Consider the following 15130-nt stretch of genomic DNA (forward strand, 5'->3'; position numbering starts at 1 on the left):
GAGGCTTTCGGGATTGGCTCACGCCAGCCTGCGGCGGCGCTCGACGAGCTGCATGATCATCGGCGTCAGAATCAGCTGCATCGCAAGATCGAGCTTGCCGCCGGGGATCACGATGGAATTCGCCCGGCTCATGAAGCTGTCGTGGATCATCGAGACGAGATACGAGAAGTCGATCCCCTTCGGGTCCTTGAAGCGGATCACCACCATCGACTCGTCGGCCGTGGGGATCCAGCGGGCGATGAACGGGTTCGAGGTGTCGACCGTCGGCACCCGCTGGAAGTTGATGTCGGTGAATGAGAATTGCGGGCAGATGGTCTGCACGTAATCGGGCATGCGCCGCAGGATCACGTCGGTGACCGCCTCGGTGGAATAGCCGCGGAACGAGCGGTCGCGGTGCAGCTTCTGGATCCACTCCAGGTTGATCACCGGCACCACGCCGATCTTCAGGTCGGCATAACGCGCGATGTCGACGTCCTGATCGGCGACGCAGCCGTGCAGCCCCTCGTAGAACAGCAGGTCGGAATCCGGCGGAAACGCCTCCCAGTCCGAGAAGCTGCCCTCCGGGATGCCGTAGGCCAGCGCGTCGTGGGCGTCATGGGCGTAGTGGCGGGTGCGGCCGGTCCCGGATTCCGCGTAGCTGCGGAACACGGCCTCCAGCTCCGGTAGCAGGTTCGCCCGGGGCGCGAAGTGCGACAGCGTCGGCTCCCGCGCCATCATGGCCCGCATCGTGTCCCGGTCGAAGGCGTGGAAGCCGTCGCCCTCGATGAACACCGCCAGCACATCCTCCCGGCGGAAGATCTGCTCGAAGGTGTTGCGCACCGAGGTGGTGCCGGCCCCGGAGGAGCCGGTGACCGAGATGATGGGGTGCCGCGCCGACATTCTGTTCGGCCTTCGTGTTGCGCCTACGACCGCATGAGGCCGCGCTGGCCGAAGAGCGGCGAGCGGCCGGCATCGGGCTTGCCGCCCGCATAGTAGGTCGCGACGCAGTCCACCTCCTCGGTGGAGCCGCAGACCAGCGGCGCCCGCTCGTGGATGCCGGTGGCCACGAGATCGAGGATCCGCGTCTGGCCGTCGGTGGCGGCGCCCCCGGCCTGCTCGACCAGCATCGCCACGGGCGCGACCTCGTAGAGCAGCCGCAGGCGGCCGCGGGCGTAGTTCTTCCGGGCATCCCCCGGATAGAGGAACACGCCGCCACGGGTCAGCACGCGCTGGATGTCGGCCACCAGGGAGGCGAGCCAGCGCATGTTGTAGTCCTTGTCGCGCGGGCCCTCGGTGCCGCGCTGGCAATCCTCGATATAGGCTTTCACCGGAGCGTCCCAATGCCGGGCGTTCGAGGCGTTGATCGCGAATTCCTTGGTCGAGGCCGGCACCGACAGGGCGGGGTTCGTCAGCTTGAACGTCCCCACGGCGCGGTCGAGCACGTAGGATTGGGTGCCCTCGCCAAGCGTCAGGATCAACGCGGTGGCCGGGCCGTAGGTGACGAAGCCGGCGGCGATCTGCGTCGAGCCGGGCGTCGTGAACGAGGTGAGCGGGTTGGCCGGATCCTTGATCGACGGCCGGATGCCGAAGATCATGCCGACGGCCATGTTCACCCCGATGTTGGATGAGCCGTCGAGGGGGTCGATGGCGACCGCCAGCGGCGCGTCCGGATCGAGCCGCATCACCTCTTCGGCTTCCTCGGAGGCGACCTCGGCCACCGGAGCACCGCGCAAAGCTGCCGTCACACTCTCGTGAGCGATGACGTCCAGCGCCTTCTGGACGTCGCCGTCGCTGTTGTGCTCGCCCGCGGCAGCGAGGTCGCCGCCAAGCGCACCGCGCCCGATCCGCTCGCTGATCTCCGCCGCCGAGCGCGCCACGGCCGCGATCACCGCGGCGGCGTCCTTCAGCGCCGGATTGGCGCCCACGGCCTGCGCCAGGCAGGTCTCGAGAGGCGTCCCGATCGCCGCTGAAATTGCCATCGGCCTACTCCTCCTGCTCGGATCCCGTCCGTCGGGATCGCGCGTTCCGCGCCGGCTCTGTAGCGGCCGCTTGGCTGCCAAGATAGCGGTCTCTGTCTCCGGATCGACAGGAACCCGCGGCGCGGCCTTCAAGATTTCTGTGCGATCTTGTGCCATAGGACGAAAAAAACGGGATGTCCGCCGAGAAATCCGCCATGCGCAATCTCTCCCTCAAGCAGCTCCAGGCGGTCGCTGCGGTCGCCCGCCTCGGCACCATGACCCGGGCGGCGCAGGAGCTGAACGTCACCTCGGCCGCGCTCTACGCGCGCATCCGCCAGTTGGAGGAGGAGGCCGGGCTGCTGCTGTTCGACCGGACGCCCGGCGGCCTCAAGCCGACCGATGCGGGCCGCGAGATGCTCTGGGCGATCGACAGCATCAACACCGTGCTGGAGACCTGCACCGACCGGCTGCGCACGCTCCGAGGTGCCGAGGGTGGACGCGTGGCGCTGGGCGTCGTCTCGACCGCCAAGTACTTCGCCCCGCAGGTGATCGCCGGCTTCGTCAAGAAGCATCCCGGCGTGGAGATCAGCCTGTCGGTGCGCAACCGCGGCCAGACCGTGGAGGCGCTGCGCGGTTACGAGATCGACTTCGCCCTGATGGGCCGCCCGCCCCGGGATTTCCCGATCGAGGCCGCCACGTTTGGGCCGCACCCGATCGTGCTCATCGCGCCTCCGGGGCACCCGTTGGCTGGCAAGGCCGGCCTGAACCGCGAGGATCTGGCCGACCAGCCGTTCTTCCTGCGCGAGGAGGGGTCGGGCACCCGCATGGTGTTCGAGGAATTCATGGCCGGCGTGCTGGTGAAGCGGGCGCCGCTGGACATCGACACCGGCTCGAACGAGACGATCAAGCAGGCGGTGATGGCCGGTCTCGGCATCGCGCTGCTCTCGGTGCACTCGGTGGCGGCCGAGCTGGATAGCGGCCGCCTCGTGCTCCTCGACGTGAAAGGCCTGCCGATCCGGCGCGACTGGTACGCGGTCCGCCGCGCCGACAAGGTGCTGGGCCCGGCGGCCTCCGCGGTCTGGTCGTTCCTGATGGCGGAGGGCGCGCGCAGCCTGCCCGGCGTCGCGCAGAGCGGCCTGGCCCAGGCGGGGGCCAAGGCATGAACGCGGGAATCGTCGTCGTGGGCGCGGGCCAGGCCGGCTTCCAGCTGGCCGCCTCCTTGCGCGAGGGCGGGTTCGCGGACCCGATCACCCTGGTGGGCGACGAGGCCGCCCTCCCCTACCAGCGCCCGCCTTTGTCGAAGGCTTATCTCGCCGGCAAGACCGACCAAGAGGGTCTGTTCCTGCGACCGCCGGGCTTCTTCGCCGAGCATGCGATCACACACCGGCCGGGACTCCGCGCCGTCGCGATCGAACGGGCGGACCACCGCCTGCAGCTCTCGGATGGCGGCAGTTTGCCCTACGACCACCTTGTGCTCGCCACCGGCGCCCGCAACCGGCCGTTGCCCGTTCCGGGCGCCGATCTGGAGGGCGTGCGTCAGCTCCGCGGTCTCGTGGATGCCGACGCGCTGAAGGCGGATATTGCCGCGGCCCGCAGCGTCGTGGTGGTGGGCGCCGGCTTCATCGGGCTCGAATTTGCCGCCGTCGCGGCCGCGCGCGGACTCGCGGTGACGGTGATCGAGGCGGCCGAGCGACCGATGGCGCGGGCCGTCTCGGCGGAGATGGGGGACTTCTTCCGGGAGGCTCAGGAGGCCCTGGGCGTCCGCTTCGTGTTCGGGGCGGGCGTGACGGCGATCTCCGGGCGGGACGGCCGCGCTACCGGCGTCGCCCTGGCGGACGGCCGGGAACTGCCCGCCGACCTCGTCCTCGTCGGGATCGGCGTGCTGCCGAACCGGGACCTTGCCGCGGAGGCCGACCTGCCGGCCGCGGACGGTGTCCAGGTCGATGCGTTCCTGGGCACGCCCGATCCCGCGATCTCGGCGATCGGCGACTGCGCCCGGTTCCCGACCCCCTTCGCCCGCGGGCTCAACGCGGACGGCACCGTGCGGATCGAGTCCGTGCAGAATGCCATCGACCAGGGACGTTGCCTCGCGGCCCGGCTCGTCGGCAAGCCCGCGGCCTACGGCGCGCTGCCCTGGTTCTGGAGCGACCAGGGTCCGCACAAGCTGCAGATCGCCGGGCTGTCGGGCCCTGGAGACGACAGCGTGGTCCGCGGCTCCGGCGACGCCTTCTCGGTCTTCCGCTTCCGGGAGGGGCGCTTGAGCGCGGTGGAATCCGTCGACCGGGCGGGCGACCACATGATCGCCCGGCGCCTGCTCGCCGCCGGGACGCCGCTCGCCCCCGATCAGGCGGCCGATCTGGGCTTCGACCTCAAGGCCCTGGCTCTGCGGCGGCCCTGACCTCAGCCCGGGAACGCGACCGGCGCCGGCTTCTGCCGCAGGGCGATGGCGGTGCCGATCCCGAGCGCCAGGATGGTGACGGCGCAGCCGGCGAGCGCCCCGAACTGGCCGAACCGGATCAGCGCCTGCCCGATCACCGCAACGCCGAGCGCCTGCCCGCAGAAGAACGAGAATGCGTGGAGCGCCACCGCGGAGGCGCGGGCCGTCGGCGCGACCTCGGTGACCTGGGTCTGATAGGTGTTGTGCAGCATGTAGAAGCCGAGGCCCATGGCGGTGAGCGCGGCGCAGTCGACCTGCCACGTTCCGGCGAGCCCGACCACCGTGAGCGACGCGCCGCAGATCAGGCCGCCGCCGATGAGCATGCGCGGCAGGCCGAGCAGCCGTACCAGCAGCCCGACGAGCGCCGAGTAGGCCAGGCCGCCGACCGCGAACCCCGCCAGCACGAGCCCGGCCTCGCGCGGTCCCCCCTCCCCGCGGGCCTCGATCAGGGGGGCGAGGTGCGGGAACACGCCGAAGATCGCGATGGCCTCGATGAACACCGCCGAGAACAGCACCCGTGCCCGGGGATTGCGCAGGATCGTCCGGTAGCGCGTCACCGCCTCGCCGAAGGCCGGGCGGCGCGCGGCGGCCCGGCCGGACCGGTCGAACCCGAACACGGTCGCCGCGCAGGCAAACGCCGCCACCGCCGCCGTGACCGCGAAGACGCCGCGCCAGCCGATCGCCGCCTCGATCAGGCCCGCGAAGGTCGAGCCCGAGAGCTGGCCGAGGATCACCGCCACCAGGAAGCGCCCGATCGCCACCTGCCGGCTCTCCATCGGCACGCGGTCGCCGAGCAGCGCCAGCGAGAGCGGAATGCAGCCGCCGGCCGCCGCGCCGGCCAGCATGCGCAGGCCGAACAGGCTGCCGATGTCGGGGGCGACGCAGCACAGGGTGAGCGCGACCGCGAGCACCGCCAGGCAGGTGCTCATCACCCGCTCCTTGCCGAGCGCGTCGCCGATCGGGCCGAGCACGGGCTGGATGAACGCGTAGGGCAGCGCGAAGGCGGTGGAGAGCAGCGCCACCGTGTGAGCGTCGCTCGCGAGGTCCCGGGCGAGCACGCCGACCAGGGGCTCGACCGAGCGGAGCGCGAAGGTGCTCCCGAACCCCGCGCAGGCCAGCACCACGATCAGGCGCGGGATCGACGTGGCCGGCGGCGCGGGACGCGTCGCAGCGGGTGTGAGAGCCGGCTCTGTGCTGTCGGTCATGGTGACGCTTCGCGACGCGGGCTGATCCAGACCCGCGCCATCGCATCTCCCTCGCCCGAGCGGAACCCCGCCGGGCGACAGATCAGTGCGCGTAGAATGCCGGATCGGAATCGTCGGTCGGATGCGCGAAGGCCCAGCGCAGGGCCGAGGAGAGCGGCACGTTGTAGTTGAGGCCGCGCGGCGGGACCGGCTTCAGGAACCAGCGATCGTAGATCGTCATGATCTCGGGGCTCCGGTAGAGCTCGGCGGTCGCGCGGTCGACCACCGCCTTGAAGGCCGGATCGTCCCGGCGCAGCATGATCCCGTAGGGCTCCGGGTTCGACAGGGTTTCCTGGCTGACCACGTAGGCCGACGGATCCTTGGACTGAGCCGCGACCACGCTGAGCTGCACGTCATCCATCACGAAAGCCGCCGCCCGTCCGGTCTCGACCAGGAGGAAGGCCTCAGGCACGTCCTTGGCGGCGATGACCGTGATACCGAGCTTGCGGTCATTGTTGGCCTTGATCAGCATCAGGATGTTGGTCGAGCCGGCCACCGACGAGACCGTCTTGCCGCGCAGGTCGTCGAGGCTGGCGATATTCTGATCCTTCTTCGAAACGAAGCGGGTCGCCGTCAGGAAGTGGGTGTTGGTGAAGCCGACCTGCTTCTTGCGGTCGGCGTTGTTGGTGGTCGTCCCGCATTCGAGGTCGACGGTTCCGTTGGTGACCAGCGGGATCCGTGATGAGGAATTGACGAACTCCATCCCGACTTCGAGACCTGGCATCTTCAGCTCGCGCTTCACAGCGTCGGCGACCTTCAGGCAGATGTCGACGGCGAAGCCGACCACCTTCTGGTTCTGGTCGATGTAGCTGAACGGAGGCGCGGTATCGCGGACGCCGAGCACCAGCCGGTTGCTGTCCTGAATCTTCTTCAGGGTGCCAGTCAGCTTTTCGGCCTGTGCCGCAGCCGGCTGGGGCAGCGTGAAGACGAGCGCGGCGAGGAGCGGAATGAGGAGACGCATGGGCTGGCTTGATCCGATCATCGCGCGTCGGTCGCGCGGCCCGTCGGAGCCGGCGGGGGGCCGACCGCGCGCCGAATCGGTGCCCCGGCAACCGTCTCAGCAAGAGTCCGGCCGCGGGGACGCGCTCAGCGGACCGGAGATCGCGTCGGATGCCGATATGGCCGGTCAGACGGGTCCCCATTGCGTGCTTCAGTCTCGCCGTCTTTGCGAGTGGAGCGCAGCAATTCCGTCGGCCCCACGATTTCAGACGTCCCGCTGCTCTGGGTCACTTCGCTCCGCTCGTGATGACGGAGCGGGTGAGGCCCGCGGCAGGAGTAGGCCGGATCCGCTATGAAACCGGCTTGTCCTCGGCCGCGGCGGGGCGCAGGACGGCCAGCGCCCGCAGGGCCTCGGCGGCGAAGTCGAGGAAGGCATTGACGCGCGCGGCCCGGAAATCCTGGCTCGGCGTCACCAGCTGGACCGGGACCGGCGGCGGCTCGTGGGCGGCGAGCAGGCGGACGAGGCGGCCAGCCGCCAGATCGTCCGCCGCCTGATAGGACAGGATCCGCGCGATGCCGCGCCCGCTGCGGGCGGCGATCAGCGCAGCCTCAACCTCGTTGACGATGAGCCGCGGCGCGAGGCGCACGCGATTCACCCCGAAGCGCCATTCCCGAACGCCCGAGCGCACAACGCCCAGGATGGTGTCGTGGTCGCTCAGGTCGGCCGGCTGGTGCGGCGTGCCGCGCGCGGCGAGGTAATCCGGGCTGGCCACTACGATCTGGCGCACCTGCCCGACCCGGCGCGCGACGAGCCGCGACTCCGCGAGTTGCCCGATCCGCAGGGCAACGTCGATGCCCTCCTCCACCAGATCGAGGTTGCGGTCGGCGAGCACCAGCTCGACCTGCGTCTCCGCATAGGCGTCGAGGAAGCCCGACACGATTGGCGCCACGTGCTTGCGCCCGAACAGGACCGGGGCCGTGACCCGCACGAGGCCGCGGACGGCGTCACGCGCTGCGCCCGAGACAGCCGTCTCGTAGCCCGCCAGCAGGCCGCGGGCGCGCTCGGCGAGTTCCAGCCCGGCGGGGGTCGGCGCCAGGCGCCGGGTCGTGCGCTCGACGAGCCGGCTTCCGGCGCGGGACTCGAGGCTGGCGAGCGCCCGGGTCACGGCGGCGGCCGAGCGGCGCAGCCTCCGTGCCGCGCCCGCGAGGCTGCCGGCCTCGATGATTGCGACGAAGATAGCGAGCTCGTCCAGACGATCCATCGATTGTTGCAACCGCTGAAATTCTGACTGTCAATCTCTCCGGATTTTCACCGAGCCGCGCAAGGGCGATATCGGACCCATCGCAGGAGACACGCACGATGACCGATGCCGACCTGACCCTCTACGGCCTGCGCCTCTCGGGCCATTCGCACCGGGCGGAGCTGTTCCTGTCCCTGCTGGGACTGCCGTACCGTTTCGTCGAGGTGGGGAGCGCCGCCCAACGGGGCGCGGACGCCTTCCGGCGGCTCAACCCGCTCGGCCAGATCCCGGTGCTGACCGACGGCGAGGCGGTGGTGCCCGACAGCAACGCCATCCTCGTCTATCTGGCGGCGCGCTACGCTCCCGACGGAGGCTGGATGCCGACGGATCCGCTCGGGGCCGCGCAGGTGCAGCGCTGGCTGTCGATCGCGGCCGGCGAGGTGCGGCACGGGCCGGGCCAAGCCCGGCTGATGGTCGTGTTCGGGGCGCCGGGCGATCGGACGACAGTTCATGCCGCGGCGGCCCGGATTCTGACTTTCATGAACACGCATCTGGCCGATCAGACCTATCTCGCGGCGAACCGGCCGACGCTCGCCGACATCGCCTGCTATTCCTACGTGGCGCACGCGCCCGAGGGCGGCGTGTCGCTGGCACCCTACGCAGCTGTCCGGGCCTGGATCGCGCGAGTCGAGGCGCTGCCGGACTTCATCCCGATGCCGGCTTCTCCCATCCCCGAAACGGTGTGAGGTGCATCATGGCCAGCTTCCATGCCGACGAGCTCGTGGCCCAGGCGCGGGCCGGCCACGTCCTCGGTGAGACCCCGGCGATCCGTCCGTTCATGCCCGAGCAGCACCGGACCTTCTTCGCGGGCCTGCCCTACCTGTTCGTCGGCACCGTCGACCCGGCCGGCGCGCCCGTCGCCACCCTGCTGACCGGACAGCCCGGCTTCGTGCAGGCCCCCGATGCGATCCATCTCGACATCGCGGCGGCCCTCGATCCCGCCGATCCGGCGGCTCAAGCCCTGGTTCCCGGTGCCGAGGTGGGGATCCTGGGCCTCGATCTCGCGACGCGGCGGCGCAACAGGGCCAATGGCCGCGTCGTCCGCCGGGTCCGGAACGGCCTGACGATCGCCGTCGCTCAGAGCTTCGGCAACTGCCCACAATATATCCAGCGCCGCACCGCCGAGCCATTCCGGCGCTCGGTCGGTCCGATCGAACACCTCGCGGCTCTGGATCCGGAGGCCGCGGCGCTGATCCGAGGCGCGGACACGCTGTTCGTGGCGAGCCGCGCCCGGGATGGGCTGGCCGACGGCGGCGCCGACATCTCGCACCGGGGCGGCCGGCCGGGCTTCGTCCGGCTCGAAGGTGACGTGCTGACGGTACCGGACTTCTCCGGCAACCGGTACTTCAACACCCTGGGCAACCTGATCGGCGAAAGGCGGGCAGCGCTGCTGTTTCTCGACTTCGAACGCGGTGATCTCCTGGTTCTGCAGGGCCGCACCGCGATCGACTGGGCCGGCACGGCCGCGGCCGGCCTTTCGGGGGCGCAGCGCACCTGGACCTTCACGGTGGAGGGCGGTTGGCGCCGCCGGGGCGCGATCCCCCTGCGCTGGAGCGCTCCGGAGCCGGCGCCGCAGCTCGCGCGCACCGACACCTGGGAGCCGACGGCCTGAGGCGCGCTCAGGCCGCTCCGGTTGCGGCCGCGGCCTGGCGCGCGGCGGCCGCCTCATGCTCCGCGGCGAGCTGCGCGTCCGCGGCTGCGACTTTCCGGGAGGCCGGCCGCGCCCGGATCCGCTCGACATAGGCGGTCAGCACTGGGTCCGGTGCGACGAGACCGAAGCCTGTCGTCCATCCGAGCGCGCCGCCCCACAGGACATCGGCCGCGCTGAAGCGATCACCGAGCAGATACGGGCCGGGGGTCAGCGCCTCGACGACCCGCGCGATCACGCTGTCATAATCGGCATAGGCCGACATGGCGCGCGGTCCCGGCTCCCGCTTCAGGTGGCGGTCGATGACCGCAGGCTCGAAGCAGGATCCGTAGAACACCATCCAGCGCAGATAGGCGGCCCGGTCCGGGTCGGTTACCGCCGGAGCGAGGCCGGCCTCCGGGAAGAGATCGGCGAGGTAGAGGTAGACGGCCGCCTGCTCGGTCACCAGAGCCTCGCCGTGGCGGATCGCCGGCACCTTCGCCATCGGGTTGATGGCACGGTAGGCCTCTTGGAGATGTTCGCCGGCGCGCATGTTGAGCGCGTGGAGCCGGTAGGGAACGCCCAGCTCTTCGAGGAGCACGCGCACCCCGGACGAGCGGGTATTCGGCGCATGATAGAACTCGATGTCAGCGTTTTCCGTCACGGCATTCCTCCCCGGGATTGTTGATTCGCGCGGCGCACGCTCATACCGCGCGCAGGCCGGGTCAACAGCGCGCCGGGCGGCCACTTCTCCACGGACCGGAATCGCGGCAGGTGCGTTGGGCGATTGTGCGTTGCCGCGCGTTGGGATGCCGGCCGGCACGACGCGAGCCGGGGGTGCGAGTTCTGATGGCGAAGATATTGCTGGTCGAGGACCACGAAGAGATCTGGGACTTCCTGTCCCGGCGCCTCAAGCGTCGCGGCTACGAAGTCGTCCTGGCCCATGACGGCGAGGCCGGCGTCCGCCAGGCCCGTTCGGCACAGCCCGACGTCATCCTCCTCGACATGAACCTCCCCATCCTCGACGGCTGGTCGGTCGCCCGCACCCTGAAGTCCGGAACCGACACCCGGGCGATCCCGATCATCGCGCTCACCGCCCACGCGATGTCGGGGGACCGGGACAAGGCGATTCAAGCCGGCTGCGACGACTACCACCCGAAGCCGGTCGATTTCTCGAAGCTGCTCAGCCAGATCAGCGCCGCCCTGGGCGAGACCGCACCGGCGGGCTGACGTGGCTCCGGACGCGCGAGCCGCCCCTTCCGACGCCGCGGCCGCGGTTGTCTCCTGACTTGAGTAGAGTGGAGCCTGTCCGTGATCGAGGATCCCGTCACCGCCCAGCGCCTGCGTCAGGGGCTGCCGGTCTTCGTGGCACTGGCCTCGATCCTCCTCGTCGTGGCGACGATGGCGGCGCTGTCTCTCGGGCGCGAGATCCTCGTGCCGGTGACGCTGGCGATCCTCCTGAGCTTCGTCCTAGTGCCGGCGGTCCGGATGCTGAGGCGGCTCCACGTCCCTCGGGCCGCCGCAGTGCTTCTCGTGGTGGTGATCGTGTTCGGGGGCCTGTTCGGGATCGGCAGCCTCATCGCCAGCGAGGCGTCCCAGCTCGCCTCCGACCTGCCGCGCTACACGCAGGTGATGCGCACCAAGATCAAGGATCTGCGCGGGGCGACTGCCGGAACCGGGACCCTGTCGCGAATCGTCGACATGGTCCAGGATCTGAGCGCGACCCTGCAGCCGCCGCCGGCCGCCGAACTCCGCGGCGAGCCCGGCACGCGCACGCATCCCCTCGCGGTGGAGATCACGCCCGCCCGCGCCAGCGTCGTTGAAACCCTCCAGACCTTCGCGGGACCCCTCGTCCATCCGCTGGCCACGACCGGCCTGATCCTGATCTTCACGATCTTCATCTTGCTCCAGCGCGAGGATCTGCGGAACCGCGCGATCAAGCTCGCCGGCGGCTCGGGCGACCTGCGCCGCACGACGGCCGCGATCGACGATGCCACGAGCCGGCTCAGCCGGTTCTTCCTGGCCCAGCTCGCGCTCAACATCGCCTTCGGCGTGGTGATCGGCTTCGGCCTCTGGATCATCGGCGTGCCGAGTCCGACGCTGTTCGGCGTGCTGGCGGCGATCCTGCGCTTCGTGCCCTATATCGGCGCCGCGATCAGCGCGCTGCTGCCGCTGATCCTGGCCGCCGCGGTCGATCCCGGCTGGACCATGGTGATCGCCACGGCCGCCCTGTTCCTCGTGGTCGAACCCATCTGCGGCCACGTGATCGAACCGCTGCTGTACGGCCATTCGACGGGCCTATCGCCGGTCGCCGTCATCCTGGCGGCGACGATCTGGACGTTCCTGTGGGGTCCGATCGGCCTCGTGCTCGCCACGCCGCTGACGGTCTGCCTCGTGGTGCTCGGGCGGCACGTGGAGCGGCTCTGGTATCTCGACGTGTTGCTGGGCGACCAGCCGGCCCTGTCGCCACCCGAGATCTTCTACCAGCGCATGCTGGCAGGCGATCCGATCGAGGCGATCGACCAGGGCTGGCAGTTCCTCAAGGAACGCGCCCTCGTCACCTATTACGACGAGGTCGCCTTCGCGGGTCTGCTGCTCGCCCAGGAGGATCTCTCGCGCGGAACGCTCGATCGCGAACGGCAGGAGGAGGTCGGCGCGGCGATCCGCACGGTGGTCGACCGCCTCGGGACGGCCCCGGTCGCGCGGCGGAGCCGGCGGGGCTCCGCGCGGGGACCGGACATCGAGACCGCGGCTGCGCTGGCCGCCGTCGGGCCCGACCGACAGGTGGCGGGCATCGTCCTTGCCCGGGAGGATCTTGCACCGAACTGGCGGAGCGAGACGCCGGTCCTGTGCGTGTCGAGCCGCGGCCCGTTCGATGAGGCGGCGACGCTGATGCTGAGCCAGATCCTCGCCCGGCACGGCTTGGCCTCGCAGATCCTGTCGATGGCCGCCATCCGCGCCGGCGAGCGGCCCGAGAACCCGGAGAGCTTGGCGCTGATCTGCTTCTCGTACCTGGAGCCGGTGAGCCTGTCGCAGATCCGCTTCACGGTCCGGCAGGCCCGTGCCGCGGTGCCGGGGGTCAAAATCCTCGTGGGCTTCTGGCGCGAGCGCGATCCGGCGACCCTGGATCGGCTGCGCCGCGCGACCTCCGCGGACCTCTTGGTGACGTCGCTCAACGAGGCGCTCTCGGCGGTCCTGGATGCCTGCCACGAGCCAGTTCCCGCGCAGGTCGCCCCGGCGCCGGCTCCACCCCTGCCCGCGCCTTCCCGGACGGCAGCGGCATGAGAGGCCGGACCTCTTCCGCCTCGACAGTCGCGATGCGGCCGACGAGGCCGTGCGGTCGACATCGCGTTCGAGACCACTACAGTCGCGCGCGCCAAGCGGCAGCGGCCCGACGCGGCCCGCTTCTAAGGCCCGGGGAATGAAGACCGCCTTACATGTCTGAGACTCCAGAGACCCCGCCGGTCGGGCCAAGTCCGCCGGTCAGGGACGGCGCGCCGAGCGACATCACCGACCGCAAGAGCGACATCTTCTTCGCCGCGGTCGAGACAACGCGGATGCCGATGATCGTCACCGATCCGCGCCAGCCGGACAACCCGATCATCTTCGCCAATCGCGCCTTCCTGGCGATGACGGGCTACACGCCCGAGGAGCTGATCGGGCGCAATTGCCGGTTCCTGCAGGGGCCTGAGACCGACCGTGAGAGCATCGCGCAGGTCCGCGCGGCGATCGCCGACAAGCGTGAGTTCGCCACCGAGATCCTGAACTACTGCAAGAACGGCTCGACGTTCTGGAACGCCTTGTTCGTCTCCCCTGTCTACAATGCCGACGGCGAGCTGGTTTACTATTTCGGCTCGCAGCTCGACGTCTCGCGCCGGCGGGATGCCGAGGATGCGCTGGGTCAAGCCCAGAAGATGGAGGCGCTCGGCCAGCTGACCGGCGGAATCGCGCACGATTTCAACAACCTGCTGCAGGTGATCGTCGGCTACGTCGACATCCTGGCAGCCGGCCTGGAAAAGCCGGACGCCGACCGCGCCCGCCTGGGACGCGCCACCGAAAATATCCGGCAAGCCGCCGATCGCGCGACGACGCTGACGCAGCAATTGCTGGCCTTCGCCCGCAAGCAGCGGCTGGATGGACGTGCGGTCAATCTCAACACGCTGGTCGAGGGCATGGGCGAGATGGTCACCCGCTCGGTCGGCGAGGCGGTGAAGATCGAGCTCGATCTCGCGAAGGACCTCTGGAACTGCCGCGTCGACCCGACCCAGGCCGAGGTCGCGATCCTCAATGTGCTGATCAACGCCCGCGACGCGATGCCGGACGGCGGCACCGTGCGGATCACCACCGAGAACAGCGAGGTTGCCTCGGGCGGCGAGATCGGCCCGCTGCGCGACGGCCGCTACGTCAGCATCGCGATCCGGGATTCCGGCACCGGCATCCCGCCCGCCGTGCTCGCGCGGGTGATGGACCCGTTCTTCACCACGAAGGAAGAGGGCAAGGGGACCGGCCTCGGGCTGTCGATGGTCTATGGCTTCGCCAAGCAGTCGGGCGGAGCCGCGCAGATCGAGTCGACTCCCGGCGAAGGCACGACCGTGCGGCTGTCGTTCCCGGCGACGGACGGCGACGTGAATGCGCCCGCCAAGGTCTCGCTCCGGGCCGTGGACCGGCAAGGCACCGAGACGATCCTGATCGTCGACGACCGCGAGGACGTGGCCGAACTCGCCCGGACTATCCTGCGGGATTTCGGCTACACGACCCTGACGGCCAGCAATGCCCGCGAGGCGCTGGAGATCCTGGATTCCAGCGGGCGGGTCGACCTCCTGTTCACCGACCTGATCATGCCGGGGGGAATGAACGGGGTGCTCCTCGCCCGGGAAGCCCGCCGCCGCCAGCCGCGGCTCAAGGTCCTGCTCGCCACCGGCTACGCCGAGGCGAGCCTGGAGCGAACCGATATTGGCGGCTCGGAGTTTGATCTCCTCAACAAGCCGTATCGGCGCACAGAGCTGGTTCGCCGGGTGCGAGCCATTCTCGACGGTCCGACCGGGGTGGGCTGATCGCACAGGAGACGGGTGATGTCTCAGGGTGACAAGTCGAAATACACCGACAAGCAGAAGCGCAAGGCCGAGCACATCGCGGATTCCTACGAGGCCCGCGGCGTTCCGGAAAAGGAAGCCGAAGCCCGCGCCTGGGCCACCGTCAACAAGGATGACGGCGGAGGCAAGATGCCCGGCGGCTCGGGCCGGGGAAAGTCCACCGGCCATGCGGCCGCCCACAAGGGTGGCACAACCGGCGGCAAGGCCTCTGCCGGACGGACAGCCGCCGAGCGCTCCGCCTCCGCCAGGAAGGGCGCGGCGACCCGGAAGGCCAACGCTGCGGCGCGGGGCTGACCGATCAAGTCCGCGCCGGACGGATTTCGGTCGCTCTTGGTGTCGGGGCGGGTGAATGCGAGACGGCCTGCTCGCGAACGCGGTACGGCGCCCGTGAGCGGGCCTCGAAGGAGGGGTGCAGGGACCCCGGAGCCATCTGGAAGGCATCTCCGAGGCCCGCGCTGCGCTCCGGCATCCCAGGATGAGGGAATGGGTGGGAAAGCCCACCTCCGGGCCCCCTGACGCGTGCCGTGTCCTGCGATCCGCGGCCGCAGACTT

14 protein-coding genes are annotated in these 15130 nt (G+C 70.2%); 8 read left to right on the forward strand and 6 right to left on the reverse strand.

Features of this window, described 5'->3' with window-relative positions:
• Nucleotides 1-18 precede the first annotated feature (18 nt).
• Nucleotides 19-879 (reverse strand): phosphoribulokinase, encoded by an 861-nt coding sequence (locus tag JOE48_RS11430; RefSeq protein ID WP_210029884.1) that lies wholly within the window; start codon nt 877-879, stop codon nt 19-21.
• Between the two features lie 23 nt (nt 880-902).
• Entirely contained in the window at nt 903-1958 is a 1056-nt protein-coding gene (locus JOE48_RS11435) for a class 1 fructose-bisphosphatase (protein ID WP_210029885.1), read from the reverse strand.
• A 194-nt stretch (nt 1959-2152) separates the two neighbouring features.
• Between JOE48_RS11435 and JOE48_RS11440 the strand changes: the two genes are divergently transcribed.
• Together JOE48_RS11440 and JOE48_RS11445 are read left to right on the forward strand one after the other, a co-directional pair.
• Complete coding sequence (locus tag JOE48_RS11440) at nt 2153-3100, forward strand: LysR family transcriptional regulator (RefSeq protein WP_210029886.1); 948 nt, start codon at nt 2153-2155, stop codon at nt 3098-3100.
• A complete protein-coding gene (locus JOE48_RS11445; RefSeq protein WP_210029887.1) occupies nt 3097-4335 on the forward strand; it encodes an NAD(P)/FAD-dependent oxidoreductase in 1239 nt (412 codons plus the stop codon). The genes JOE48_RS11440 and JOE48_RS11445 overlap by 4 nt, the downstream gene beginning before the upstream one ends.
• 2 nt (nt 4336-4337) lie before the next feature.
• On the opposite strand, the gene JOE48_RS11450 is transcribed toward JOE48_RS11445, so the two are convergent.
• From JOE48_RS11450 to JOE48_RS11460, 3 genes are all read right to left on the reverse strand, one after another.
• Entirely contained in the window at nt 4338-5579 is a 1242-nt protein-coding gene (locus JOE48_RS11450) for an MFS transporter (protein ID WP_210029888.1), read from the reverse strand.
• A gap of 82 nt (nt 5580-5661) precedes the next feature.
• Nucleotides 5662-6579, reverse strand: coding sequence for an amino acid ABC transporter substrate-binding protein (locus JOE48_RS11455; protein WP_210029889.1), 918 nt, complete (start codon nt 6577-6579; stop codon nt 5662-5664).
• A gap of 328 nt (nt 6580-6907) precedes the next feature.
• Complete coding sequence (locus tag JOE48_RS11460; protein ID WP_210029891.1) at nt 6908-7819, reverse strand: LysR family transcriptional regulator; 912 nt, start codon at nt 7817-7819, stop codon at nt 6908-6910.
• Between the two features lie 98 nt (nt 7820-7917).
• Between JOE48_RS11460 and JOE48_RS11465 the strand changes: the two genes are divergently transcribed.
• On the forward strand, nt 7918-8544 hold the full coding sequence (locus JOE48_RS11465) for a glutathione S-transferase family protein (protein ID WP_210029892.1): 627 nt from the start codon (nt 7918-7920) through the stop codon (nt 8542-8544).
• Nucleotides 8545-8552: 8 nt separating this feature from the next.
• Entirely contained in the window at nt 8553-9470 is a 918-nt protein-coding gene (locus JOE48_RS11470) for a pyridoxamine 5'-phosphate oxidase family protein (RefSeq protein WP_210029893.1), read from the forward strand.
• A gap of 7 nt (nt 9471-9477) precedes the next feature.
• On the opposite strand, the gene JOE48_RS11475 is transcribed toward JOE48_RS11470, so the two are convergent.
• On the reverse strand, nt 9478-10149 hold the full coding sequence (locus JOE48_RS11475; protein WP_210029894.1) for a glutathione S-transferase family protein: 672 nt from the start codon (nt 10147-10149) through the stop codon (nt 9478-9480).
• Nucleotides 10150-10334: 185 nt separating this feature from the next.
• Between JOE48_RS11475 and JOE48_RS11480 the strand changes: the two genes are divergently transcribed.
• The 4 genes from JOE48_RS11480 (at nt 10335) to JOE48_RS11495 (ending at nt 14872) form a co-directional block, all read left to right on the forward strand.
• Nucleotides 10335-10715, forward strand: coding sequence for a response regulator (locus JOE48_RS11480; protein WP_210029895.1), 381 nt, complete (start codon nt 10335-10337; stop codon nt 10713-10715).
• An 81-nt stretch (nt 10716-10796) separates the two neighbouring features.
• Nucleotides 10797-12770, forward strand: coding sequence for an AI-2E family transporter (locus JOE48_RS11485; protein WP_210029896.1), 1974 nt, complete (start codon nt 10797-10799; stop codon nt 12768-12770).
• Nucleotides 12771-12922: 152 nt separating this feature from the next.
• A complete protein-coding gene (locus JOE48_RS11490) occupies nt 12923-14539 on the forward strand; it encodes a hybrid sensor histidine kinase/response regulator (protein WP_210029897.1) in 1617 nt (538 codons plus the stop codon).
• A gap of 18 nt (nt 14540-14557) precedes the next feature.
• Complete coding sequence (locus JOE48_RS11495; RefSeq protein WP_210029899.1) at nt 14558-14872, forward strand: plasmid stabilization protein; 315 nt, start codon at nt 14558-14560, stop codon at nt 14870-14872.
• Nucleotides 14873-15130 lie beyond the last annotated feature (258 nt).

The sequence above is a fragment of the Methylobacterium sp. PvR107 genome (genome assembly GCF_017833295.1).
In the GTDB taxonomy this organism is placed as follows: Bacteria; Pseudomonadota; Alphaproteobacteria; order Rhizobiales; family Beijerinckiaceae; genus Methylobacterium.

Coding starts and splice junctions, on each gene's coding strand:
- JOE48_RS11465 (WP_210029892.1), top strand. CDS start 7,918: ATGACCGATGCCGACCTGACCCTCTACGGCCTGCGCCTCTCGGGCCAT.
- JOE48_RS11460 (WP_210029891.1), bottom strand. CDS start 7,819: ATGGATCGTCTGGACGAGCTCGCTATCTTCGTCGCAATCATCGAGGCC.
- JOE48_RS11445 (WP_210029887.1), top strand. CDS start 3,097: ATGAACGCGGGAATCGTCGTCGTGGGCGCGGGCCAGGCCGGCTTCCAG.
- JOE48_RS11455 (WP_210029889.1), bottom strand. CDS start 6,579: ATGCGTCTCCTCATTCCGCTCCTCGCCGCGCTCGTCTTCACGCTGCCC.
- JOE48_RS11440 (WP_210029886.1), top strand. CDS start 2,153: ATGCGCAATCTCTCCCTCAAGCAGCTCCAGGCGGTCGCTGCGGTCGCC.
- JOE48_RS11450 (WP_210029888.1), bottom strand. CDS start 5,579: ATGACCGACAGCACAGAGCCGGCTCTCACACCCGCTGCGACGCGTCCC.
- JOE48_RS11430 (WP_210029884.1), bottom strand. CDS start 879: ATGTCGGCGCGGCACCCCATCATCTCGGTCACCGGCTCCTCCGGGGCC.
- JOE48_RS11435 (WP_210029885.1), bottom strand. CDS start 1,958: ATGGCAATTTCAGCGGCGATCGGGACGCCTCTCGAGACCTGCCTGGCG.
- JOE48_RS11490 (WP_210029897.1), top strand. CDS start 12,923: ATGTCTGAGACTCCAGAGACCCCGCCGGTCGGGCCAAGTCCGCCGGTC.
- JOE48_RS11480 (WP_210029895.1), top strand. CDS start 10,335: ATGGCGAAGATATTGCTGGTCGAGGACCACGAAGAGATCTGGGACTTC.
- JOE48_RS11470 (WP_210029893.1), top strand. CDS start 8,553: ATGGCCAGCTTCCATGCCGACGAGCTCGTGGCCCAGGCGCGGGCCGGC.
- JOE48_RS11495 (WP_210029899.1), top strand. CDS start 14,558: ATGTCTCAGGGTGACAAGTCGAAATACACCGACAAGCAGAAGCGCAAG.